The organism is Flavobacterium sp. Flavsp81 (genome assembly GCF_059491325.1).
Window position 1 is genome coordinate 552,651 of record NZ_CP168505.1, and the last position, 24,773, is coordinate 577,423.

The 24,773-nt window shown below is 34.5% G+C and carries 16 protein-coding genes; 8 read left to right on the plus strand and 8 right to left on the minus strand.

The genetic code is table 11. From position 1 onward, the window contains the following. Positions 1-2: 2 nt before the first annotated feature. The 8 genes from ACEN92_RS02430 to ACEN92_RS02465 all read right to left on the minus strand — a co-directional run bounded on the left by ACEN92_RS02430 (position 3) and on the right by ACEN92_RS02465 (position 5,893). Positions 3-674 carry a CIS tube protein gene (locus ACEN92_RS02430; protein WP_495640779.1) on the minus strand — a complete coding sequence of 224 codons (672 nt, stop codon included), beginning with the start codon at positions 672-674 and terminating at the stop codon, positions 3-5. A 4-nt stretch (positions 675-678) separates the two neighbouring features. Beyond that, positions 679-849 carry a DUF5908 family protein gene (locus tag ACEN92_RS02435; protein WP_495640780.1) on the minus strand — a complete coding sequence of 57 codons (171 nt, stop codon included), beginning with the start codon at positions 847-849 and terminating at the stop codon, positions 679-681. Positions 850-855: 6 nt separating this feature from the next. Beyond that, positions 856-1,320, minus strand: coding sequence for a phage tail protein (locus tag ACEN92_RS02440; RefSeq protein WP_495640781.1), 465 nt, complete (start codon positions 1,318-1,320; stop codon positions 856-858). After that, positions 1,313-1,777 carry a phage tail protein gene (locus tag ACEN92_RS02445; protein WP_495640782.1) on the minus strand — a complete coding sequence of 155 codons (465 nt, stop codon included), beginning with the start codon at positions 1,775-1,777 and terminating at the stop codon, positions 1,313-1,315. The genes ACEN92_RS02440 and ACEN92_RS02445 overlap by 8 nt, the downstream gene beginning before the upstream one ends. A 46-nt stretch (positions 1,778-1,823) precedes the next feature. Continuing rightward, complete coding sequence (locus ACEN92_RS02450) at positions 1,824-3,401, minus strand: phage tail sheath family protein (protein WP_495640783.1); 1,578 nt, start codon at positions 3,399-3,401, stop codon at positions 1,824-1,826. A gap of 36 nt (positions 3,402-3,437) precedes the next feature. Beyond that, positions 3,438-4,277 (minus strand): hypothetical protein, encoded by an 840-nt coding sequence (locus tag ACEN92_RS02455; protein WP_495640784.1) that lies wholly within the window; start codon positions 4,275-4,277, stop codon positions 3,438-3,440. Then, a complete protein-coding gene (locus ACEN92_RS02460) occupies positions 4,274-4,858 on the minus strand; it encodes a Pvc16 family protein (RefSeq protein WP_495640785.1) in 585 nt (194 codons plus the stop codon). Before ACEN92_RS02460 ends, ACEN92_RS02455 begins: the two co-directional genes overlap by 4 nt. Before the next feature lie 174 nt (positions 4,859-5,032). Further along, positions 5,033-5,893, minus strand: a complete 861-nt coding sequence (locus ACEN92_RS02465) for a helix-turn-helix transcriptional regulator (RefSeq protein ID WP_495640786.1) — start codon at positions 5,891-5,893, stop codon at positions 5,033-5,035. A gap of 348 nt (positions 5,894-6,241) precedes the next feature. Here ACEN92_RS02465 and ACEN92_RS02470 point away from each other — a divergent pair, with 348 nt between their 5' ends. From ACEN92_RS02470 to ACEN92_RS02505, 8 genes are all read left to right on the plus strand, one after another. After that, a complete protein-coding gene (locus tag ACEN92_RS02470; protein WP_495640787.1) occupies positions 6,242-7,471 on the plus strand; it encodes a PQQ-dependent sugar dehydrogenase in 1,230 nt (409 codons plus the stop codon). A gap of 316 nt (positions 7,472-7,787) precedes the next feature. Continuing rightward, the gene (locus tag ACEN92_RS02475) at positions 7,788-11,852 is read left to right on the plus strand and encodes a hybrid sensor histidine kinase/response regulator transcription factor (RefSeq protein ID WP_495640788.1); all 4,065 of its coding nucleotides are present in this window, start codon (positions 7,788-7,790) and stop codon (positions 11,850-11,852) included. Between the two features lie 867 nt (positions 11,853-12,719). Beyond that, positions 12,720-14,120 (plus strand): cadherin repeat domain-containing protein, encoded by a 1,401-nt coding sequence (locus ACEN92_RS02480; RefSeq protein ID WP_495640789.1) that lies wholly within the window; start codon positions 12,720-12,722, stop codon positions 14,118-14,120. Positions 14,121-14,165: 45 nt separating this feature from the next. Beyond that, a complete protein-coding gene (locus ACEN92_RS02485; RefSeq protein WP_495640790.1) occupies positions 14,166-17,177 on the plus strand; it encodes a SusC/RagA family TonB-linked outer membrane protein in 3,012 nt (1,003 codons plus the stop codon). Between the two features lie 12 nt (positions 17,178-17,189). Further along, complete coding sequence (locus ACEN92_RS02490) at positions 17,190-18,791, plus strand: RagB/SusD family nutrient uptake outer membrane protein (RefSeq protein WP_495640791.1); 1,602 nt, start codon at positions 17,190-17,192, stop codon at positions 18,789-18,791. 1 nt (position 18,792) lies between these two features. Then, the gene (locus tag ACEN92_RS02495; RefSeq protein ID WP_495640792.1) at positions 18,793-20,433 is read left to right on the plus strand and encodes a glycoside hydrolase; all 1,641 of its coding nucleotides are present in this window, start codon (positions 18,793-18,795) and stop codon (positions 20,431-20,433) included. A gap of 234 nt (positions 20,434-20,667) precedes the next feature. Next, positions 20,668-22,251, plus strand: a complete 1,584-nt coding sequence (locus tag ACEN92_RS02500; RefSeq protein WP_495640793.1) for a glycoside hydrolase — start codon at positions 20,668-20,670, stop codon at positions 22,249-22,251. Between the two features lie 60 nt (positions 22,252-22,311). Next, entirely contained in the window at positions 22,312-24,735 is a 2,424-nt protein-coding gene (locus ACEN92_RS02505) for a glycoside hydrolase family 2 TIM barrel-domain containing protein (protein ID WP_495640794.1), read from the plus strand. The last annotated feature ends 38 nt before the right edge of the window (positions 24,736-24,773 follow it).

The following is a 24,773-nucleotide window of genomic DNA, read 5'->3' on the forward strand; positions in this document are numbered from 1 at the left end:
TATTAAGATGGATTTACAGGAGGAAATATTAATTTACTGATACCATTCAGGTTTCTAAATTTATTCAGGTTATTAAATTCGGCTACCTGAATATAAAGCAAGTCATCATCCCAGGTTTGTAAACAGAGTTGTGGTAAAGACATTCCTTCAGAAACGTTGACAATATGCGTTAAGTCAGGCGACTGTGGTGCATCTGTCATTGTTACCGTTTTGGGAGAAATATATTGACTAAAAGCTAAGGTTATTTTTGCTCTCAAAGGGCTTCCGTCAGGTTTAAACAGCGTATAAGAAATGTCTATAGAATCAAGGACTCCATTAAAAGTAATATTTTGTCCCCATTGTACTTTTACAAAATTCGGACGATGGATTTTACCGTTGTAGGTGTAAATAATAGTTTCCAGGGCCTTTATTTCCTGAGCCATATCAACTCGTTTTGCATCTACAATACCGGTACAGTCTATTACTATTTCAAAATTCAGTTTATTACTGGGTGTGCTTTTGTATTTTTGTGAGGCTGAACTTGTTGCCGGTGCCTGCTGTTCATTGTACTCAATGGCTTTTTGTATTTTTATGGTGTCAGGATTAATCATAAAGGCATACGGATTTCCGGAGAATTTATTTTGAAATTCTTCGTCCGTATATCCTGTTATTTTCATTAATTCTAAACTTGCCATTTGTTTATCGTTTATAGCCGCTCTCCTGATTTTTTTCAGAAATTAACCTTTTGCATTCTTCCAGTACTTGTTTTCTCATAATGGATAATTCTTTTTCTTTTGCTAGAGAAGAATGCTTCGTATTAGTACTTATGATCTCTGTTTTTATAATTAGTTCTCTGATTTCGATTGGCATAATTATTTAAATAAAAAAGTTAGAAATAGTTGTAATTGGAGAAATATCAAAATAAGTATAGGCCAGTTCTATTGACTCTATAACAATTCCGCTTTCCTGAGAGTTTAAGTCAGAAACAGCATATTTTACAGGATATGCATTATGAAAAGTCCATGACATGCAGACAATTCCATTTGCATCCAGTAAACTCAATATTACGTTATGTGGCGTAATTGTGTTCGATAATCCCTGATCAATGCAGCTTGCACACCAATATACCAGTAGCGAGCCTATAGGCACAATGGCTCTTTTAAGAATTAAATTCTGACTGCTCGAAACAGTTGGGAGGCGGTATTTAAACCGATTTTCCCCTCCGCAAACAATTTCTTCCATGCTTAATTCTTTCGAAATACCTGATACCTCCTTAAAAGCCGCATCTACACCTGGAAATGAAAGTGTGAAATAAAAGCTTACAGGATAATCACTAGCCATTTGTGATGATTAGTTGTTCATGCGCAATTTCTATAGTATCCACAGCCACTTCATTTCCATCCGATTTCAAATCGGTACTTGTAATTTTGGTTGGCCAGGCATTATTAAGAGTCCATTGCATGGTTACATTTCCTTTTTCGTCTAACAATTTTATAAGAACAGTTCTTCTTTTAATAGTATTCATAACGACTTGCTGATGCCAGTCCCAAAAAGTATTATCGTTAACGAAGATGCCTCGTTTCATAGTAATATTTCCGTATTTGGTAATTCCCGGCATTTTTTCAACAGAAAAAAGCGGACTGTTACTTTTGCGATATTCTATGATTTGGTTTTCTACATCCATTCCGGTAACTTCCTGAAAAGCTACTTTTGTTAATTCTGTTCCAAGGTCTACTTCAAACCTAAACTTAGGCATGGGCCATGTTGCGCCTTCTATGCTTCCATCATCTGTTGCCATAATATTTTATTTTTAAATTAAATTTACTAAATGAGTTGATTATCGATTAACTGGAGGTTGCCATTTGTTGTTGGAATGTCAGAACGATGAATTCCGCAGGATGAACAACTGCTACTTTTACGGTAACATTCATAAAACCATTCAAAAGATCATCAGCGGTCATTGTTGAACCCAATCCGCAGGCTACCGAATAAGCATCAGCGGCACTGGCTCCTTGTAAACCCCCTTGTTTCCATATTGAATTAAGGAAACTCGAAATCATAGATTTTACAGCTTCCCAGGTATTTTTATCATTTGGTTGAAAAACATAAGCCTGAGCAGCAAGCTTGCAAGATTGTTCAAGAAAAATCATGGTTCTTCTTACCGGAATGTATCTCCAGTCCTGACTGTTTCCATCCAGAGTTCTTGATCCCCAGATTAAAATTCCAAGTCCGTTAAATAATCGAATTGCATTTATGGATTTACCCGAAATTGCATCTACATTTAAATTAGCCTGCTGACTTTCAGAAATGCAAATAGGCAGTGAAGCTGCTCCAACAATAGAGGTATTAGCCGGCGCCTGCCAGGGACCAACCGCATTGTCTGTTGTTGTAATAACTCCAGCCATGGCTCCGCTTGGAGGGAGGATATTAGCATCACTTAATACATGTTTTATAATTAGTGAATAAATTGGACTCGCAATTAAAAGTGCATTATTGTTTTGAGTAATTGTTAAACTGCTGTCGGGACTTTGAATATTAGCAATAATTGATGCAACAGCTGGGTTAGGAGCACTCGCCGGATTAAGAATAGGTTCTAATTGTTTTAGATCTCCACCAAATAAGTTGGTGTAATCAATATCCGTATTTTGCATTATTGTGGTTCCTATGAAAGGATAATAAGCCATTCCGTAGTTTAATCCAACGGAACCCGTATTCATTCTAAAATTACCAATGTCTTGTGTATATAAAATAGGATCAGGGTCATCGCCTCCAATAATATCAAATAAACACATTGCCGTTTGCATTTTTGTAGACTGAAGAAGCATTTCCTGCATAAGCGTACCATTATTCTGGACACTTAACAAAGTAGCTTCAGGGCATATGTACATAGTTGGTTCAGGTTCATTCAATAACAGGGCAAGACCTCCTAATAAGTCGTTTAACTGTACATTCGGGTTTACAACCGGAATACCTGGAGTTGCTGGTTTTTGTGATGCTGGTCCATAACTTCCAACAGATACGATGTAAGCGTCACTGCCACCATTTTCATAAAAAAGCCTCACGCTGTTGTACAGATAGTATACGGTATTAGGATCCGGTACTATCGAATAATACGATCCATTAATCAACATATAATCTCCTTTGACAGGTTGACTTTTTTGCTGAACTAAATAATATTCAGGACTGTATTGTTTTGCCGGGCTTGCTGGAGGAGAAGGATCCGGTAAACAAAAAAAGGCTTGAAAATCAGCAAACGATGTAATTCTTACCGGTACATTTGTGTACGATTTCCCTTCGTAAGAGGCTTGTGGTGTGTACCCAATAAATGCTGGAACTGCTGTAGCAACAGCTACAACTGAATTTGGAAAAGCATTTAATTCTTGAATGTAAACACCAGGAGTTTGGATGGTAGATAAATTCATTGATTTTAGTTTTTAATGTTCATTTAATTGTTTTTTTTATAGATAGATATACATGGGTGATGCAACTTGATTGTGATCACTATTTTCTATTATTCCGATTCGCGAAACATCCGGGACAGGCAATCCTTTAATTATTATTTTACCATTTGAATTCTTTTGACTGGTATTATTAGGCGCACTTCTATTTATTAAATCAAATTTATATTTAGGTGTTTCGCTAAGTGGGATATCAGTTTGATTTGATGTAAAAAGAAGTGCCTTTTCTCCTGTTTGAAGAACGACTTGTTTTGGTCCGTCAAATTGTATTGTTCCTTTTTCAATAATAACAGGATTGTTTAATGGAACTGCATTTTTATTGATGACATAATATTGCCATTGTGTTGCCCTGGCTTTAAAATCTATTTCAAAATTGAGCAGGGATTTATTGTTCAGGCTCTTTTTAATATCGTTAAAATAAATTCTTAACAGACCAAAAAATAAAATTGATTTTTTTGTTTCTAATGTTTCGTTAAGTAGTATAGAACCATTACTATTTTGGTTTTTACTGTCCTGGCTTGTGTATGTAATTTGTCCTGAAAAGTTAATTGGCAATGCTGTAAAAAGAATGAAATAAGGATTTGTGGATTTTATATTAAATTCAAAGTAATCGAGTGTAGTTGTAGCAGTGATATATTCTAACACATTAGTTATCGATGAGGTTCCATTAAAAAGAAGATCAAATCCATTAGAAAATTTATTCATTCTGAAACCAAATTTCCGGAATGCTTTTTCAGTATTATTGTTAGGGATAAAGTGCAGGCAATTGCATTTGCTGTTATCAAAAAAAGTATGATAAACCATGACACTAAATGCTTTTATGAAATTACTCTGACTCATGATATGATATTGTTTGATATGATATTGTTATTTGTATTTGTTACAGCCGGTATAATCTCTACTACTTCATTCGCCTGAACTTTTATCAATTTCATTTTATAAATTACAGAAGGCTGATATTTTGCTCCCATGGCGGTCCATAAACTGTGCATTTGATGATACGAAATCATCTCATATTCAAATTCCACTCTTTTGAGGCCTTCAGGTATAGAAGAGGAGGAGGAAGCATCTAAATAATTGTTAATTTGGAAAAAAGAAATAATAGCATCCAGAAACTTTAATGATTCATTATAATCATCAAAATTACTGCTGATTAAAATATCCAGATTATATCTTTCTGCGGGATTAAAACTGGAGTAATTTCCATTTTCGAGTTGTTTGTTTTTAATATAAAAAGGCTGATTCGTTTCTTTTTCTACATTAATTAATGAGAGAACCACTTTATTTTGATTTGCTTTTGGGAATATACCGTTTGTGTCAACAAGATAATTTAAGACATTTTTTTCTTCGTCCAGCCCAAAACGGTTTTTTAAGAATTGTCCCAGTAATTTACTCGTAAATTGAAGCGATTGATTTATCATAATAAATTGATTCTAAATTCGTTTAGATTGACCAAAGAAATTGATAGTCAGATTATATTTGTAAAAGTACTTTAGATTTGAATGGGGGTAATATTTTGAGAATGTACTTTTCGTATACATTAGTAATGTTTTTTGGGTATTTGTAGACAAAACATAGACAGTCTTTTTAGCCTTTTAGGATACACTTCTTAAATAGGAGATTATGTCTTGTTCTTTTTCAAGTGTTAATTTCTTTTTTAAGCGGTATTTATGAGTTCGAACGCTTTCCTGGTTAATACCCAGAAGATTGGTAATATCATTATTACTCATATTCATTTTGATGTAGCAGCAATATTTTAAGTCTTTAGGGCTTAAAGAAGGATGTTTTTTGGCAAGGGTCAATAAAAAATCAGGATTAGACTGTTCAAAATAAATTTTAAAGTCATCCCAAAGTTTTGTGTCATTTGCAACTGTTTTTATAGAATTAGCAATAGACATTAATTCTTTTCGTATGGCATCATCTACATTAGGATAAAGATAAGAAATGCGTTCTTTTACTTTTCGCAGCACTTCTACCTTTTGATCAAGTTCCATAACATAATGACTCAGTTCCCTGCCACTGTCTTTTTTTTGTAAAGCTGTCTGCGCAAATGAAGTATGTTTGTTATTTGGCTCTGTTTTTTTTAAGAGAAATATAGATTTGATCCTGTAAACTAAAAAATCAACATTATTAATATGTTTATAAGGATGAGTAAAAATAATGCAATTTTTAGACCAGCACATCGATTCACATTCATAATTTTGAGTCAGGCACAGAATCGGAATGTCTATTTTATTGGAATTGAAATTTAGATCATTTATTACTGGCTGGTTTCTTTTAAAGCCCAAAATAATTAAGTCAGGATTTAATGATTTTGCAGTACTGTATAAATCAATGGTTTTTGAAACGGAGACGGTAGAAAAAGTAAAATCAGATATTATGGATAACGTATTTAGTACCCGGGTTAAAACTAAAGTATCATCACATCCAATTAATATTATTTTTTTTTCAGGCATTTTTGAAGACTGTCTTGATTGTTTTTATTTTCTAAACCTAAATTTTTGATGTTTAAATTTAAATAATGGGCAAACAAGGAATTGATTAAATGTCATAGAATCGGTTTTTCTTGTCATGAAATTGCTTTTAATTAATAAATTGTTCAGCTTTCATATAAAACAAAAAACAGTAAAACATATAATTGTATAAGGACAGGGATGAATTATATAATTTTTTCTGATCTTAATTTTAGAAATTTGAAGTGCTAAATAAGATTACAATTTTATTAAATGTATTATTGTCTTAATTTTAGGACATAAATAATTAAGAAAATTTATATAAATATTTAATTTTAAATGAAAGAATAGATGAGAAATACAAACTATATTACGGTTTTATCGGTTATATTACTTGCTTTGTTTAGCAGTTGTTCTAATGATAATAATTCTGATCCTGATCCCGGGACGGTTACTGATCCGGTAGAAAATAATCCACCCAATGCGACTTATAGCCCTGCATTTAAAGGGCAAACTCGTATCAACGGTTTAGAAACCGATACAGATTTTGAGTCAAAAATCATCACCAGTTCACTGGTTAATCCATGGGGAGTAAAAATGCTTCCGGATGGCAGACTGCTAATTACAGAAAAAGCCGGAAATATGCGCATTGTAAAAGTGACAGGAGAAGTAAGTGCTGCAATTACCGGCATTCCTACTGTTAATCCTGCAGGTCAGGGAGGTTTATTAGGTTTATGCCTTGATCCGGACTTTACCTCAAACCGTATGATTTACTGGGTTTTTTCTGAAGCTGTAACCGGCGGAAATCTTACCGCAGTTGCCAAAGGTAAATTATCAGCTGATGAGAAAAAAATAGAGGGGGCAACGGTAATTTTTCGTGCCAATCCTGCTAATCCAAGTGATCTGCATTATGGAGGGCGTATTCTTTTTGATAAAACCGGAAGCCTTATTGTAAGTACAGGAGAACGTTCCGTATTAGAAACAAGACCATTGGCACAGTCACTTACAGGAAGTCTTGGAAAAGTTATCAGAATAACCAAAGAAGGACAAGCGGCGGCGGGCAATCCTGTTTTTAGCCAGGCTGGGGCTTTACCGGAAATATATTCGTATGGGCATAGAAACCCACAGGGACTTGCGCTTCATCCTGTTACCGGCGAAGTTTGGTTAAGCGAACATGGCCCGCGTGGAGGTGATGAGATAAATCGTATAAAAGCGGGTGCTAATTATGGATGGCCAATCATTACCTATGGGATAGAATATACTGGACAGCCTATTGGTGACGCTATCCAGAAAAAAGAAGGTATGGAACAGCCAATTTACTATTGGGATCCGGTGGTATCACCAAGCGGTATGACTTTCTATAGTGGTCATCGTGTACCCGAATGGGAAAATAATCTATTTATAGGAGCATTAAGCGGTATGCATATCGTGCGTTTGGCTATAAATAATAATCGTGTTATAGGGGAAGAAAGACTTCTTGCTCAGGAAAATCAACGATTTAGAGATATTACACAAGGAAACGATGGGGCTTTGTATGCAATTACAGATCAGGGCAGACTTTATAAGATTGATAAAAAATAACTTCAAAAAAATAGAATTATAAGGCAGGGTATAAAAAATACTCTGCCTTTTTTTATGTGAAAATCAGAATTAATAATTTAATATTTAGAGAAAAAAAGAAATAGTTTTTTAATGATTATTGATATGTTTATTTTAAAATAATTCATACATAATCCTTGTTTCATGTAGTAGTTGTTTTATTAATACAAAATTTATTTACAGAGACAAAAATAAATGCACTTTTTGTATTGCTATTTGTGTAATTATATTCAAATTTGATTTATAATTGTGCATTCTCCATTAAATCAAATAAATTAATTTTAAAAACATATTTTTCTTGAAGAATTTTCTTGAACACCTTATATTATTATTAGCTTTTTCCTTAACAGGTTATTCGCAAGAATACCCGGTTAAATTTCTGGATATTTCTGATGGATTGTCTAATAATTCGGTGACAACAATCTATCAGGATAGTGATGGCTATATGTGGTTTGGAACTTACGATGGACTAAACAGGTATGATGGTTATAATTTTAAAGTTTATCGAAATAGAATCAACGATAAAAAATCATTGTTATTTAATACAATTTATAATATTGAGGGCGATTCTAAAAAAAATATCTGGATTGGAGGATCTAACGGAATATGTATTTATGACAAAACCAATGCAACATTTCACCCTGTTGAATATGTGTTCTCGAACAATAAGCCAAAAATATTAAAAGACATTATTCATCAAACGAGTTCTGTTTCTGATAATCTGGTATTGGTAGCTTCTCAGAATTTGGGTTTAATAGCTTTTGAAGAAGGATCATTTACAGGAAAACATGTTCCGCTTAAAGTTTCGGGTAAGAAAAGTATAGATAATTATGATGCTATAGCCATACAGAAAGATAAGAAAAAGGACTATTATTGGATCTATGTTCGAAATATTGGTATTTGCAGTTACAGTTATAAGTCCAGAAGTTTAAAGGTTGTTTTTCCACTTTCGACAGGAGTTAAGGCAATGGAACTTTCTGCAGATGGAAATCTATGGTTTGGATCTGATGAAGGCCTTTTTTTGTTTAACGTAAAGACCGGTGTACTTTCAGAAAATTATTTTTCCAATAAATGCAGCGTTTCAGATATTCTTCTGGATAAGAAAAAAGAACTTTGGATAACGACAGATGGCTGTGGAATTTATAAAGTTACCGGAACAAATAAAAATGCAGTTCCGTACAACACTTTAAAAAATAATCTGCTTGTAAAAAGTAATTCGGTTTGGAGTTTATATGAAGATAAATCCGGAAACAAATGGTTTGGGACTTTGCGTGGCGGAATAAGCATGCTGAGTAATACGCCTAAGTATTTTAAAAGTATCCGATATAATGCAAATGATCCTGCCGAAAACTTTATTTTATCTTTTTGTGAAGATGAAAAAAATAATTTATGGGTAGGAACCGATGGTGCAGGATTAAAATATTGGGACAGAAAAAACAATAAATATATCACGTATAGCAATTCGGGGAATGCGAGCAATAAGCTTACAAGTAATTTTATTACAGGTATCATACGGGATAGTAATAATGAAATCTGGCTGTCTACCTGGGCAGGAGGTGTAAACCGAATTAACCCAAAAAACAATACAGTAAGTTATTTTTCCTGTTATAATCCATTTACCAGACAAGTCGAAAAAAACATATGGTTTGTTTATAAAGATTCAAAAAATATTATATGGGCGAGTGCAACCAATGAAGGTTCCCTGTATCTTTTTGACAGAAAGAAAAATAGTTTTATACTCTTTGATCCATCCATTAATAATTTGCAATGCCTTACTGAAACCAGTGATGGAAAATTGTTAGGCGGGAATTATAACAGCTTGTTTATTATTGAAAAAACAACCAGAAAAATTGTTAAAATAAATATAGATAATCAAATAAGGTGTATATACGAAGACAAGGATAAAAACCTGTGGTTAGGAACACAGGAGGGCGGCTTGTTGTTATTTGACAGAAAAACAAATACATTTAAAAGACTTACTGCAGATGACGGTCTTCCTTCAAATACCATTTTAAGAATTCTTGAAGACAAAGAAGGTAATTTATGGATGAGTACTTATAACGGAATCTGCAGATTTGATAAAAAAAGAAAAACTTTCAGGAATTTTTCTGTAAATGACGGGCTTCAAAGTAATCAGTTTAGTTTTAATGCCGGAATTAAATTATCAACAGGAGAATTTTTGTTTGGAGGAATAAATGGCTTTAATATCTTTTTTCCTGAAGCTATAAAAGGTTTTAATCAGGAAAATAATTTATTGTTAACGGATTTCTACGTAAATAACCAGCCAATCGAAGATACGAATGCGGAAGTAGTAAATAATTTGGATTCCGATAAAATAAAAAAAGTAAGCCTGTCATATGATCAAACCACTCTATCATTAGAATTTGTAGCACTGGATTATAACAATGCCGATAAAATAAATTATGCCTATTATTTAGATGGCTGGGATGAGCAATGGAATTATGTAGGTCAGGCGCGGAAAGCAAATTATTCGAGATTACCGGAAGGAAAATATACTTTTAAAGTAAAAACAACCAATTTTAAAGGCGGCTGGAACAAAGAAGAAAGTCTTATCAATATAACTGTTTTACCGCCGTGGTACAGAACATGGTGGGCATATGCCTTATACATATTGGCAGGTGTAGCCAGTATTTTTGCCTATATAAAATATAACAAGAATAAAGAAGAACTAAAGTATAAGGTAAAAATTGCCGAATTAGAAAGCAAGAAAGAAAAAGAAGTTGCCGAGAAACAATCGTCTATGTTTACCTATATATCGCATGAGTTTAGGACACCACTTTCACTTATTATAAATCCGTTAAAAAAAGCGGTTCAGAAAGAAAGTGTTCAAAATGGTTCTTCAGGAAGTGATTTGGCAATTGCGCACAGAAATGCCAGAAGACTTTTGAGTCTGGTAGATCAGTTATTGCTTTTCCGTAAAGCTGAAAATGATGCCGATTCGCTTAGATTATCTGCCATTAATGTAAATAGTCTTTGCAATGAAGTATATCAGTGTTTTGTAAATCAGGCAAAAGATAAAAACATCAATTATAGTTTTAATATTCCCGATCATAACATTGAAATAATTGGAGACTATGAAAAAATAGAAATTTCCTTATTCAATTTAATGTCAAATGCCTTTAAATATACTCCGGATGGAGGAAAAATTAATCTTAATCTTGAGGAGAATGATACTGAAGTGATATTAGAAATTTCAGATAGTGGTGATGGTATAGAAAAGAAAGATATTGAAGTAATTTTCGAAAAATTCAAACAGATAAATTCAAAAGTATCTGTTGGAACCGGTTTTGGAATCGGACTTTATATCGTAAAATATTTTGTAGATAAACATAAAGGAGCAGTAAGCTGCAGCAGTGAAGTTGGAAAAGGAAGTGTGTTTAAATTGACTTTCTTAAAAGGAAACAGTCATTTTGAAAATATTGAAATTACGGATGTAGTCGCAAAAAGGAGTCAGTTATTTGATGAACTTATAATAGATGACTCAGAAGAAAATAATCAATTGATAAATAATACAGTTTCAGAAAGTGATTTTCAGAAAATAATGCTGACAGACAAGCGTACAGTCCTTATTGTTGATGATAATGCAGAAATAAGAGGATATCTGATAAAATTATTTTCAAAAACGTATGTCGTTTTTAGTGCAGAAAATGGAGAAGAAGGCTTAAAACAAACCAAGAAACACATGCCCGATCTGGTCATTAGTGATATCACTATGGAAAACATGGATGGTCTTGAATTGTGTAGAAAAATAAAAGAAAATGATGTTTTATCGCATATTCCTGTAATATTATTAACGGCAACAAAAAATCCTGAAACACACCTTCAGGGAATAAATGACGGAGCCGATGATTATATTACAAAACCATTTGATGATGATATTTTGGTAGCACGTGTGGAATCGTTATTAAAAAACCGCAGTACCTTACGCAAATATTTCCTGGACAGTATAACGCTTAAAGAAAATACACAGAAAGTCCCTGTAGAATATCAGGAAATCTTAAAGAAATGTATCGATATTGTAGAAGCAAATATTCATAAAAGAGATTTTACAATAAAAAACTTTGCTCTTGAAATGGGAATGAGCCATAGAACACTTTACACTAAAATAAAAATCATTTCAGGGCAGACTTTAAATGCTTTTATTCGCTCTGTGAGAATAAGAAGAGCTGCCATGCTTATGTTAACCGAAGAGATGAATATTGCTCAGGCAAGTGCTGAGGTAGGTTTTGAAGATCCTAAATATTTTAGACAGCAGTTTGTAAAATTATTTGGTATGACACCTTCAGAGTATATCAAAAAATATAAAAACTCTTTTAATGCAGATTTGAATATTATAAAATAACTTCGTTGGAGTAATTGATTGAATTCTTATTTGATATAGAAATAAAATAGATCAAAAGCATAAATTCAAGTAAATCTTTATACGTCTGAAAACCATTGTCATCCTGAGCGTAGTCGAAGGCTTTTTGCTTCGAAAGGCTTCTTTAATTAAGTTTATTTGAGCGAAGTGGAATAGGATCAGTCTAATACCTTTTGAACTACGCCCAATTGGTCATAAAAACAAGCATTTCAATCAAATTTTATTTTTCCTATTTAACATAAAACACCTCATTGAAACAAAAATGTTCATTGTAGGCGAATTGCATATAAGTAATGTGTAATTGTGTTTTGTGTAAAAAAAAGCTAGTATTTTTTAATACTTCTTAATTTTTACCTTAAAATAACTTGTGATTACGAATTTGACCTCCTTTTTTTTCCATTTTACCCCTCATCAAAATTTTAAACTAGACATTACTTTGCACTTATTAGTAATAAGTTAGTTGTATTACTGTGTATATTATAAGTGTTTTTTTTACGATAAGTTTTTTTATCTCTTTAAAGAATTGAGCCTTCTTTAAAATAAGATAGTAAGAGTTGGTTTTACGTATTACTTATCACATACCCGCAGTTTAAAACTGCGGGTTTAAAAAATAAATACAATTAGATGTAAATTAAGTTAAGAATAAAGAAATATTATAAGTACCAAAAAGAAAACAAATAAATACCAAACCTTAAAAACATGACAAAAAACAAACCCTAATTTTTATTGCTTTTTCTAATATTAAAAAGAAAAAACAATTTCAGACCACTTTCAAGAATGAACTTATTCATTTTTAGAATATCAACTTAGAACAAAAAACTAACTAACTCTAACCTTAAAATTAAAGAAATGAAAAAAAATGTATTTTTATTTTTTCTTGCCCTTTTTGCGATTCTGATTACAGGATGCCAAAATAATGAAGCTGATTTTCCAAGTTCAGAAAATCCAACGGTTGTTGTTGCTACCACTGAAATTTACGGTGCACCAACCAGAAAATTTGAAATCAAGGCCGCCCTGGCTGATGATTTAGGATTAAAAAGTGTACGCATTCAAATTCCGGAACTATCCTTAGACAAAATGATCACTTTTGCTACAGACCCGTTACTTAAATCATATGATTTGAGCTATTTTTTTGAGGTTCCTGCGGACAGAGGTACATCTGAAGCTTTTAAAATCAAATTGACAATAACAGATGTTTCTGGTAATGCTGTTGATAAAGATATTGACTTACGCTTAGACGGAGAGTTTGCTGCTCCTGCAATAAGTATGCTTACCCCAAATGACGGAGCCGTTATTTTATTGTCAACGAGTAATGTAATGCCAGTAAATTTTGTAGTTAATGATGATTCAGGTATCGATTATGTTCAGGTTCAGTGTGCTGCTCTTGGTATTAATGAAACAGTTCAGTTACAGGGTGCCCCACAATCTTATACATTCAGTAAAGAATATACTTTACCTGTTACTGCTGCTAACTATGTATTGACAATTACCGCTAAAGATAAATTTGCTATTCCTAATACAGGAAGCTTAAATGTAAATATTATAGCTACAAATGAATATCCTGCAATTTATTTATGTGATCAGCCAAAAGGAACTAATCTTAAAACTGATGCAGCTGGTGTTCCAATGTATTTCCATGTGAAAAACGGACAGGATTTTGAATTTAAATATTATGCTGATAAGGATAATAAAGAAATTTATTTCTTAGGACAGGAATCTGACTTTACTCCACACTGTTTTGGATTAGATGGCTCAGGAAATATTGTTGATAATGCTGCTTCAGCACCAATTATTTTGCCTACCAAAGGATATTACAACATAAAAATAAATCCAAATACAATGGCTTATACAGCTACTAAGTATACGCCATCAAGTAAAGTCTGGGCAGATATTGCCAACGGATCATGGAATGATGATGAAGCGCTAAGAAAAACTTTTGTGAGTGTTTGTGGTGAAGGTGTTAAAGACGCTAACTGGGATACTTGGAATGCATGGGTTACAGGAAGCTTACACTTGGTTAATAACCCGGATAATCCATATCAATTACTTGGAGAGATTACACTTACAGGATCAACTGTGAAAATTACTTTCACAGGTCAGTGGTGGAATCCACAATGGAGATTGATTAATAATGGTATTGCCACTATGTCACCAGGTGAAAACGGTAACGGTGCATACACAGCAGCTGCAGGTGTTTACAAAGTTATTGTTGATACTGAGTTGGAAAGAGCCTTTATAACAAAAAAATAGTTTGTTATACTTTGTTATAACATTTAATAAATAAAATATCTAAATATGAAATATAGATTTATATGGTTATTTATTGCCGTGTTGTGCAGTGCTGCAACATTTGGGCAAATAACAATCAAAGGTACTGTTAAGGATAAAGGCGCCATACCGGTTCCCGGAGTTAACATAACAGTAAAAGGAACTTCACAATCGACTGTATCTAATTTTGATGGTAATTACTCGATTAGTGTCCCTAACAGAAACTCCCAGATCGAATTTTCTTTCATCGGTTTTTCAAATAAAACAGTACAAGTAGGTGAAAAAAACACCATTGATGTGGTTATGGAAGAATTAAACCAGACTTTAGATGAGATTGTTGTGGTTGGTTATGCTGCGGTTAAAAAGAGTGATGTTACCAGTTCGATTTCTTCAGTAAAAGGAAAGGAACTTCAGACTATGACCGTTGGGAACGTTGCAGAATCTTTGCAGGGAAAAGTTGCAGGGGTTCAGATTACTGGTGCAGGAGGTCCCGGAGCCCAACCAAGAATATTGATTCGTGGTATCTCTACAGTGAATCTTAATACAGATCCGCTTTATGTAGTAGATGGTATTCCGATGGGAACAAGTATCAACTTCCTGAGTAATAATGAAATTGAATCGATGGAGGTTTTAAAAGATGCTTCGGCAAGTGCTATTTACGGTTCCCGAGCTTCAAATGGAGTTATTCTTATTACCACCAAAAAAGGTAAAGCAGGAAAGACAAGATTCAATTTTGATTTGAGTACAGGGATGCAAATAATGAATAATCCTTATAATATGGCGAATGCTGAAAACTACGCTACTATTTTGAATACAGCATATAACAATTCAGGTTATGCAGATTATTTGATAAACCCATCTCAATACAGAGGTAAAACTACTGACTGGTGGAACGCCGGAATTAGAAAAGGTACTCCTGTAACAAATGCTTCAATAGGAGCTTCCGGAGGTTCAGATAAACATACATATGCTTTAAGTTTAAATTATTATAACTCAGAATCCATGTACGGAATTGGAGGATGGGAAAGAATTACAATGAGAATAGCAAATGATTTTAAATTCTCTGATAAATTTTCTGTCGGAATTACAGTAAACCCACGTTATGAAACCTGGGGATCTCCTGGAAACTGGGCTGATTTTGATAGAATTGATCCGATTACACCAATTTATAAACCGGCAGAGCAATTAAACGGAACAGAAAATGAGTACAGCATTTATGCACGTTCTCCTTCATATGTATGGAACCCGGTTGCGGCTGTAAAAAGATATGATGATTATACAGATCAGTATAACCTAAATACAAATGGATACCTACAATATACACCAATCAAAGGTTTGGTAATCCGTACTCAGGCATCTGTTGAGGTTGGTGATAATGTATGGAATAAATTTAGCCCTGATTTTGAAATTGATGCTGCCCATGAAAAAGCTGAAATCAATAGCATTGAAAGAAAAAATACGACTACTCTTAATTGGTCATGGCAGAATACTGCAACCTATTCCAGAAAATTTGCAGAAAAACACAATGCTACTTTCATGATCGGTAATACGATGGAGGAGTATAACGGATCTGATGTTTGGGGTTATGGAGAAGGAGTTCCTAACAACTCTGATTCAATGAGAGAATTAAACGCAGCAACTAAAAATCGTAATAGCAGCGGTAACAGCTGGTCAAGTTCTTTGATGTCTTATATTTCCCGTCTTTCTTATAACTACGACAGTAAATATTATTTCACAAGTACTTTTAGACGTGACGGTTCTTCTAAATTCATGGCAAATAACAAATGGGCAAATTTCCCTTCTGCCTCTCTTTCCTGGAGAATTTCGAATGAAGGTTTTATGGACAATACAAAATCTGTAGTAAATGATCTTAGATTAAGAGCAGGTTGGGGTAAAGTAGGTAACCAGAATTTACCTGGTGCTGTTTATCAGTCAAATATCGGACAAGGATTTTACCCAATTGGTAATGATATTGCAGATACTTCTTATCCGTCTTCAATGGCGAATAAAGATATTAAATGGGAAACAGTAGAAGATATTAGCTTTGGACTTGATTTTGCATTGTGGAATAATAAAATTTCCGGATCATTAGAATACTATCAGAAAAAGACAAATGATATGTTGTTCTTAAAACAGTTTCCAACATATAGTGGTTTTCCCGGATATTCTACAATCTGGACAAATGTAGGTTCAATGCAATCAAGCGGTATCGATTTATTGCTATCTTATAAAAATAAAAAAGGAGATTTCTCTTATGGTGCAGATCTGACTTTTACTACTGTAAATGTTGAGATGCTAAATTTATCAGCTAAAGGAGAAAAACTTTACGGTTCAAGTAATAGAACTTTGACTGTTGAAGGTGAAGTGCCGGGATATTTTTACGGTTATGTAGCTGATGGATTGTTTCAAAACCAAACAGATTTGAACTCACATACAGATGAACACGGTACTAAATTACAGCCGTATGCAAAAGCCGGTGATATTCGTTTCAAAGACGTTAATGGAGATGGAAAATTAGACGATAAAGACAGAACAAAAATTGGTTCTCCATGGGCTGATTATAATATTGGATTAAATTTGAATTTTGCATACAAACAATTTGATTTAGTTGCTAATTTCTATTCAAGTATAGGAAATGACCTTGTAAACCAAAATATTTCAGATTTATACAATGGTACAAGTCTTTCAAACAAAGTAAGCGGATTAGACCAAATGGCGTGGCATGGAGAAGGGACTTCTAATTATGTTCCTCGTTTATCGAAAGATGATAACAACGAAAATTTTACAAAATTCTCTTCTTTTTATGTTGAAGATGGTTCTTACGTACGTATGAAAAACATTCAGTTAGGATATACTTTCATGAATCAATTCGGATTAGAGAAATTGAGATTGTCAGTGTCAGGTCAAAACTTATGGACTTGGACTAACTACACAGGAGTAGATCCTGAAGTAGGGGGAGGAGTTTTAGGATCAGGTTTTGGAGGATGGAATTATCCAATTCAGCCAACAATTTTAATGGGTCTTAATGTAGCATTTTAATAAAAAACGAACATGAAAAAAATAATATTATCAATAATAGCTTTTTCGGTAATTGCAGTTTCCTGTAGTGATTTTATCGAAAAAGAGGAAAGAGGAACTCAAACCTTAGAAAACTATTTTCAAACAGCCCAGGAATGTGAGAACTATGTGAATGAATTGACACATAGAGTATTGTTGTCTAATGATTGGTATACATTACTTGCCCCAAGATTAATTAACGAAACTGCGACTGATGATGCCTGGATGGGTAATACCGGTCAGGACAATGGTGCTTTCAGACCTGGTTCGCAATATATTATCACCCCTTCGTTAATGGGAGGTTTGAATAGTATTTATACGGCACATTATTATACGATCCAATCGGCTAATATAGGTTTAGCGAGAATGGCAACATCACCAATTTCTGATTCTCAAAAAAATCAGTATATGGGGGAATCCTTATTTATTCGTGCCTATTGCTATTATGAATTGGTAAACCTTTATGGAGGCGTTCCGTTATATACAACTCCGCTTGGAACTGCTGATTTGAAATTACAACGCAGTTCAGCTGCCGAAGTTTATGCACAAATTGAAGCTGACCTTAAAGAATCTGCTGCAAAATTGGAAAACATTCCGGTAAATAGAAGCGGAAGAGTTAACAAATGGGCAGCTTATGCTTTATTGGCTCGCGTATCCTTATTTCAGGAAAAATGGGCCGAAGCAAAACAATATTCAAACAAAGTAATTACAGAAGGACCTTTTGCCCTTGAAGCTGATTTCTTAAACATTTGGAATGTAAACAACCATAACGGAGTAGAATCAATTTTTGAAGCACAATCTTCATCTGTACAGGATAAAAATTTAGGATCTATGCTGCCTACTTTCTCAGGAGCAAGGGGTGAAGACAAGAAAAACTTTCCAAGTAATGATGCTCAGGATGTTATTGATGGCTGGGGATGGTGTATGCCAACCAGTGATCTGGAAAACGCCTATCTTTCTGAGAATGATGTAATTCGTCGTAAAAGTACCATTACAAAATGGGGTGAGCCGGCTTATGGAGATGAGCTTTTAAACCCAACTCATAAATTCAGTTTAAATGATAATAAATCAGGACGTATTTGTCGTAAATATTATATCCCTATAGCTACGCGTCGTGCATTAGATAAAAAAGACGGACACTTACCATTGAATGTTCCTTTGATTCGTCTTGGTGAAATGTATCTTATAAGAGCAGAAGCAAATTATTATACAGGCGGAGATGCTTTGTCAGATATTAACATTATCAGAGCACGTGTACAATTGGCTCCTAAAGTTGGTATTTCAGGACCGACACTTTTAAGACAAATCTACAAAGAACGCCGATTAGAATTAGCTTTTGAAGGATTGCGTTTATTTGATATCCGTCGTGAAAAAGATCCAAATACAGGAAAACGAGTTATTGAGTCTTTGATGGGACCAAACGGGACTTTTGTTCAATACAACTTAAGTTCAACTGATCCTTACGAAACAACAAATACAAGAGAATCACAGGACAAAGGAATCAATTTTGATCCTGCTAAGAACTTGTTGTGGCCAATACCGCAGATAGAAATAGATTTAAGTGGAGGTCTAATTACTCAAAACCCTAACTACTAATATGAAATTTATAAATAATAATAAAGTAAGTCTGCTATGTGCAGGCTTGCTTTTCGCTAACTCTTTACTGGTAAGCTGTGATTCTGAGAACTCAGACAATTCAAATCCGGAAACTGCGACAACTACTACTTTGAATGTGAATTTGGATATGCCTCTTCAAACCATGGAAAGCTTTGGTGCTTCTGATGCGTGGCAATGTAATTTCATTGGAAAAAACTGGCCTTCAGATAAAAGAAATAAAATTGCCGATTTATTATTCAGTAACGAATTGGATGCTGAGGGAAATCCAAAAGGAATCGGATTATCCTTATGGCGTTTCAATCTTGGTGCAGGAAGTACAGAACAGGGTAATGCAAGTGATATTAGTGATGAATGGAGACGTACCGAGTGTTTTACTACAGACGGAGTGTCTTATGACATGACTAAACAAGCAGGTCAGGTTTGGTTTATGAAAGCTGCCAAAGAACGTGGTGTTGCCAAATTACTGGCTTTTACAAATAGCGCTCCTGTTTATTTAACACAAAACGGAAAAGCGCATGCTTCTATCAAAGAATTTTATAATTTGAAAGATGGAAAAATGCCGGATCTTGCTGATTTCTGGGTAAATTCATTAGATAAATTAAAAACAGAGCACGGTTTAACAATCGATTATGTGAGTCCTTTTAATGAGCCGCAATACAATTGGGATGGTTCAGCACAGGAAGGTTCTCCGGCAACAAATGCTAATATTTACAGCTTTGTTAATGTTTTATCGCCAAAATTACAGGCAAAAGGACTTGGAGCTAAAATTGTAGTTGGAGAAGCAGGAGCTTACGAACCATTATACAAAACAGTTCCGGGAATAGAAAGCAGATCAAATCAAATTGATTATTTCTTTGGAGCTAATTCAGCTAAGAATATTGCAGGATTAAGTAATGTAAAGAAAACAATATCAGGACACAGCTACTGGCAGGCATGGCCTTTGAACGAAATGATTTCTTCAAGACAATCTGCTGCTTCAAGAGTACAGTCAATTGGAGGACTTAGTTTATGGTCTTCAGAATATTGTGTATTGGAATCTCCTGGAACTTCAGAATTGCCTGGTGGAGCAGGTCCGGGAAGAGATTTAGGAATTCAGCTTGCACTTTGGACAGCTCGTATTGTCAGTACAGATATTGCTATTGGTGGTGTTACTTCATGGCAATGGTGGACAGCGATTAGCCGTGGTGACTACAAAGACGGTTTAATTCACGTAGATGATGGCGCAAGCAATGGAGCAGGAAATACGGATTATTGCAAAAATGACGGATTCATCAGAGATTCAAAAACACTTTGGGCATTAGGGAACTTTTCATTTTTCGTAAAACCGGGAATGGTAAGAGTTTTAATCCCTGAGTTGGATAATGCAGCAGCTACTACAAATGTTATGCTTACAGCTTACAAAGATACAGCAACCAAAAAATTGGTGATTGTAGCGGTTAACATTAGCAAATCGGCTAAAACATACAAATTGAATCTTGCAGGTGGTGCTTTGACAGATAATAAATTTACACCTTACACAACTTCTGAAACTTTAAGTTTGAAAAAAGGTGCAGCCGTTGATGCCACAAATTTTGAAATTCCTGCAAAATCAATTGTAACTTACGTAGGGACTTATAAATAATAAGAAATTATAACATAGAGACATAGGATAGATAAGTTTGTAGATTTTCAAATAGCAATTGAGGCAGCTATAAAAAGTGAACAAACTTCTAATTACAAAAAACTATGTTTCTATGTTTTTAAAAGTAAACCAAAGGGTAAATAAGGGTTCTTTTTAAGAAAGAAGTTTAATGAAATACTATTTTTGAGATTTTCAGCATTATTCAAAATCAAAAAATAGAAAGAATATAAAAAAATGAGAAAGGTATACCTCTCGCTTTTATTGTTGATGGGTTCGTTGTCTTTTGCACAGCGAACCGTCATCATTAGCATAGATAATGTTGTACAAACCATGGATGGTTTTGGAGGCTCTGATGCCTGGAGAATGCAGTTCGTTGGGAAAAATTGGCCGGAGCAGAAAAAGAATGCGATTGCTGATTTGCTTTTTAGTAAAGAAATAGATGCAGAAGGAAACCCAAAAGGAATCGGGCTTTCGATCTGGAGATTTAATCTGGGTGCAGGAAGTACAGAACAAGGAGAAAAAAGCAAAGTTTCCGATGAATGGAGAAGGAGCGAATGTTTTTTAAATGCCGACGGAACATATGATTTTTCTAAACAGGAGGGACAAAGATGGTTTTTACAGGCAGCTAAAAAACGCGGTGTCGAAAAATTTCTGATTTTTACCAATAGCCCGCCGGTTTATATGACAAACAACGGATTATCTTTTGCAACTCAAAAGAATAAACTGAATCTAAAAGATGGAGCAATTCCAAAATTTGCCGATTTTTTAGTTCAAAGTATTCAGGGATTAGAGAAAAAAGAAGGAATTAAATTCGATTATGTGAGTCCTATAAATGAGCCGCAATGGGAATGGATGCCTAAAAGCGGTGATCAGAACAGTCAGGAAGGAACGCCGGCAACCAATCAGGAAATTTACGATTTGACCAAATCACTTTCAGAAAAACTCAAAGCTAAAAAAATGAGTACAGAAATTGTGATTGCAGAAGCGGCACAAATCAATTATTTATATGAAAATGTAAATGGTGAAAATCGCGACAATCAAATTGATTATTTTTTCGGAAAAACCAAAACCAATATTTCTAAACTTCCTAATGTAAAAAATGTCATTTTAGGACACAGTTATTTTACAACGTGGCCAGTAGATAAACAGGTTTTAAGCAGAAAATTAATCGCTGCAGAGGTAAAGCAAAAACCAGGTTTAAAATATTGGCAGTCTGAATACTGTATATTAGAGAATCCCGGAGAAGCCGAAATCCCCGGAGGTTCTGGCGGAGGAAGAGATCTGGGAATGCAGACCGCATTATTTGTTGCACGTTTGATACACAATGATATTGCAGTTGCGAACGCTGCTTCATGGCAATGGTGGACATCAATTACACGAGTAGACTATAAGGATGGATTGATTTATCTGGATGACGGAAAAAGCAAAGGAGGAACCACACCGGACTATGTAAGAAATGATGGGGAGTTTCATGATTCAAAATTGCTTTGGGCTTTAGGAAATTATTCTCTGTTTGTACGTCCGGGAATGCTGAGAGTTGATGTTCCGAATCAGGATGAATTAGGATCAGCAAACGATGTAATGCTTACTGCTTACAAGGATACAGCAAACAAAAAACTGATCGTTGTAGCTGTAAATTGTGGAAATTCTGCTCAGAAATATAAGTTTGATTTATCGAAAGGGGCATTAAAAAACAATGAACTGACACCGTATGTTACGGCTGAAAATTCAAATCTAAAAAGAAGCGGAGCTCAAAAAATTGATAATCTGGAAATCCCTGCAAAATCAATTGTCACTTTTGTGGGAGAATTGCAATAGCAGAACCTTATTTAAAAAGCAATTAAAATACTTGAATTAATTAACAAAAAACTATACATAGTGATCACTAAAAAAATCTTATTACCCATTTTTATTTTCTCTTGCCTGTCAGCTTTTAGCCAGATATCGTTTGGAGATTCAAAAAAGATCAATGATAACTGGAAGTTTAACCTTCAGGATACTCCGGAAGCTCAAACCGCCACCTATGACGACAGCAAGTGGCAGTCGGTAAATGTACCGCATGACTGGAGCGTAAAAGGACAGTTAAGCCCAACATTAGCGAGTTGTACAGGTTATTTGCCCGGTGGAATTGCATGGTACAGAAAATCAATTAATGTTCCTCAAAGCAAAAGCGGTGAAAAAGTATATTTATATTTTGAAGGAGTTTATAACAGAAGTGAAGTTTTTATCAATGGGCATTCATTAGGAAAACGTCCAAACGGATATATTTCTTTTGCTTATGATGCAACACCATACGTGAAATACGGAGGAGAAAATACCATTTCAGTTCGTGTAGATCACAGTCAGAGTGCTGATTCAAGATGGTACTCAGGTTCAGGAATTTACAGAAATGTCTGGTTAGTTTATGCAAACCCGGTTCATATTGCACAATGGGGAGTTTATGCTTATCCGGAAATGAATAAAGGCAACGGAACTTTAAATGTTGAAGTTGATGTAGAAAATGGTTCCGCAGCAAAAACAAGTCTTACCGTTGTAAATGAATTAATTGCAAAAGACGGAAAATCAGTTGCAAAATCGACCAGCAAAATTGATGTTGCGGCGAATCAAAGCGGAAAAATTTCGGTTAAAATGAATGTGAGTAATCCTAAATTATGGGATTTAGACAATCCAAACTTATACCAGCTTAAAACAACTGTTTTAAAAAGCGGAAAAGAAATCGATAAAACAGTTACACAGACCGGTTTCAGAAATTTCACATTTGACCCGAATAATGGTTTTGCCCTTAACGGAAAATGGATGAAAATGAAAGGGGTTTGTTTACATCACGATGCAGGGGTTTTAGGTTCTGCCGTACCACGCGAAGTTTGGAAGACAAGATTAAAAACACTTAAAGAAATTGGAGTAAACGCAATCCGTACAAGTCATAATCCACAGGCTCCGGACTTTTATGAGCTTTGCGACGAATTAGGATTATTGGTATTGAATGAGGCTTATGACGAATGGGAATTTCCTAAACGTAAATGGTTAGAAGGTTGGAATTACGGAACTCCGGGATTTGAAGGATCATTTGATATTTTTGCAAATTGGGGAGAAAAAGATCTGGAAGATTTTGTACGCCGTGACAGAAACCACCTTTCCGTATTCGGATGGAGTATTGGTAACGAAGTAGATTACCCAAATGATCCATATTCTCACCCTGTTTTAGACAAAGGAAAAGAAGGTTTTGGACAAGCTGCTTACGGAGGCTACAAAAAAGATGCACCGGATGCTATGCGTCTTGGAGCGATTGCAAAACGTTTGGTTGCAGCAGTTAAAAAATATGATAAATCCCGTCCGACTACCGCTGGTTTAGCCGGAGTTGCAATGTCTAACGAAACAGAATATCCGGGAGCTTTAGATATTACAGGATACAATTATACAGAAAGCAAATACAAATCAGATCACGAAAAATACCCAAACAGAGTAATTTTTGGAAGTGAAAATGTTCATGATATGGAACCTTGGCTAGCTGTAAAAAACAACAAGCATATTTTTGGACAGTTTTTATGGACAGGGATTGATTATCTGGGAGAATCAGGAAGATGGCCTTCAAGAGGATTTTATTCAGGATTAGTTGATTTTGCCGGAGTAATCAAGCCAAGAGGATATTTCCGTCAGTCATTATGGTCAGATAAACCAATGGCATATTTGGGAACATATCCCTTGAAAAATGAAAAAGATGTTTCTAAAGATGCGTGGGCAATCTGGAATTACGAACAAGGAGAAAAAATTCGTGTGGTTTGTTACACCAATGCTGCAAAAGCACGTTTGGAATTAAACGGAAAAGTAGTAGGAGAAACTAAATTATATGACGAAAAAACCGGAATTATTTACTGGGATATTCCTTTTGCTGCAGGTAAATTAGAAGCAATTGGTTTAGATGCCAATGATAAAGAAGTGAGCCGTTATGCAATTACATCAACGCAACAGCCGGTTGAATTAACAATTGCAGATAAAGACATCACGATTGCAAAAGACAAAGGTGTTGCCAAAATTATGGTTCAGGTGAAAGATCAAAATGGCCTGCCGGTAATGCTTTCAGATAATGAAGTTACCTGTACTATTACTGGTCCGGGAACATTGTTAGGGCTTGAAGCAGGAAACAACAGTGACATGACAGATTATACAGATAACGTTCAGAGAGTTTTCCATGGTCACATTGCAGCTTATATTCAGGCAAATGGAAATTCATCAGAACCAATAAAAGTTACGTTTACAAGCCAGTGGTTAAAACCGGTTGAAGTTACTGTAAATGTGAAATAAGCAGTTTTTATAAATAAAAAATTTTGGTTAGTTTTTTA

Excerpts from the sequence above, each read along its gene's own strand:
- ACEN92_RS02480 (WP_495640789.1), top strand. The coding sequence starts at position 12,720 with ATGAAAAAAAATGTATTTTTATTTTTTCTTGCCCTTTTTGCGATTCTG.
- ACEN92_RS02455 (WP_495640784.1), bottom strand. The coding sequence starts at position 4,277 with ATGAGTCAGAGTAATTTCATAAAAGCATTTAGTGTCATGGTTTATCAT.
- ACEN92_RS02495 (WP_495640792.1), top strand. The coding sequence starts at position 18,793 with ATGAAATTTATAAATAATAATAAAGTAAGTCTGCTATGTGCAGGCTTG.
- ACEN92_RS02465 (WP_495640786.1), bottom strand. The coding sequence starts at position 5,893 with ATGCCTGAAAAAAAAATAATATTAATTGGATGTGATGATACTTTAGTT.
- ACEN92_RS02500 (WP_495640793.1), top strand. The coding sequence starts at position 20,668 with ATGAGAAAGGTATACCTCTCGCTTTTATTGTTGATGGGTTCGTTGTCT.
- ACEN92_RS02435 (WP_495640780.1), bottom strand. The coding sequence starts at position 849 with ATGCCAATCGAAATCAGAGAACTAATTATAAAAACAGAGATCATAAGT.
- ACEN92_RS02485 (WP_495640790.1), top strand. The coding sequence starts at position 14,166 with ATGAAATATAGATTTATATGGTTATTTATTGCCGTGTTGTGCAGTGCT.
- ACEN92_RS02490 (WP_495640791.1), top strand. The coding sequence starts at position 17,190 with ATGAAAAAAATAATATTATCAATAATAGCTTTTTCGGTAATTGCAGTT.
- ACEN92_RS02430 (WP_495640779.1), bottom strand. The coding sequence starts at position 674 with ATGGCAAGTTTAGAATTAATGAAAATAACAGGATATACGGACGAAGAA.
- ACEN92_RS02450 (WP_495640783.1), bottom strand. The coding sequence starts at position 3,401 with ATGAATTTATCTACCATCCAAACTCCTGGTGTTTACATTCAAGAATTA.
- ACEN92_RS02445 (WP_495640782.1), bottom strand. The coding sequence starts at position 1,777 with ATGGCAACAGATGATGGAAGCATAGAAGGCGCAACATGGCCCATGCCT.
- ACEN92_RS02470 (WP_495640787.1), top strand. The coding sequence starts at position 6,242 with ATGAGAAATACAAACTATATTACGGTTTTATCGGTTATATTACTTGCT.
- ACEN92_RS02460 (WP_495640785.1), bottom strand. The coding sequence starts at position 4,858 with ATGATAAATCAATCGCTTCAATTTACGAGTAAATTACTGGGACAATTC.
- ACEN92_RS02440 (WP_495640781.1), bottom strand. The coding sequence starts at position 1,320 with ATGGCTAGTGATTATCCTGTAAGCTTTTATTTCACACTTTCATTTCCA.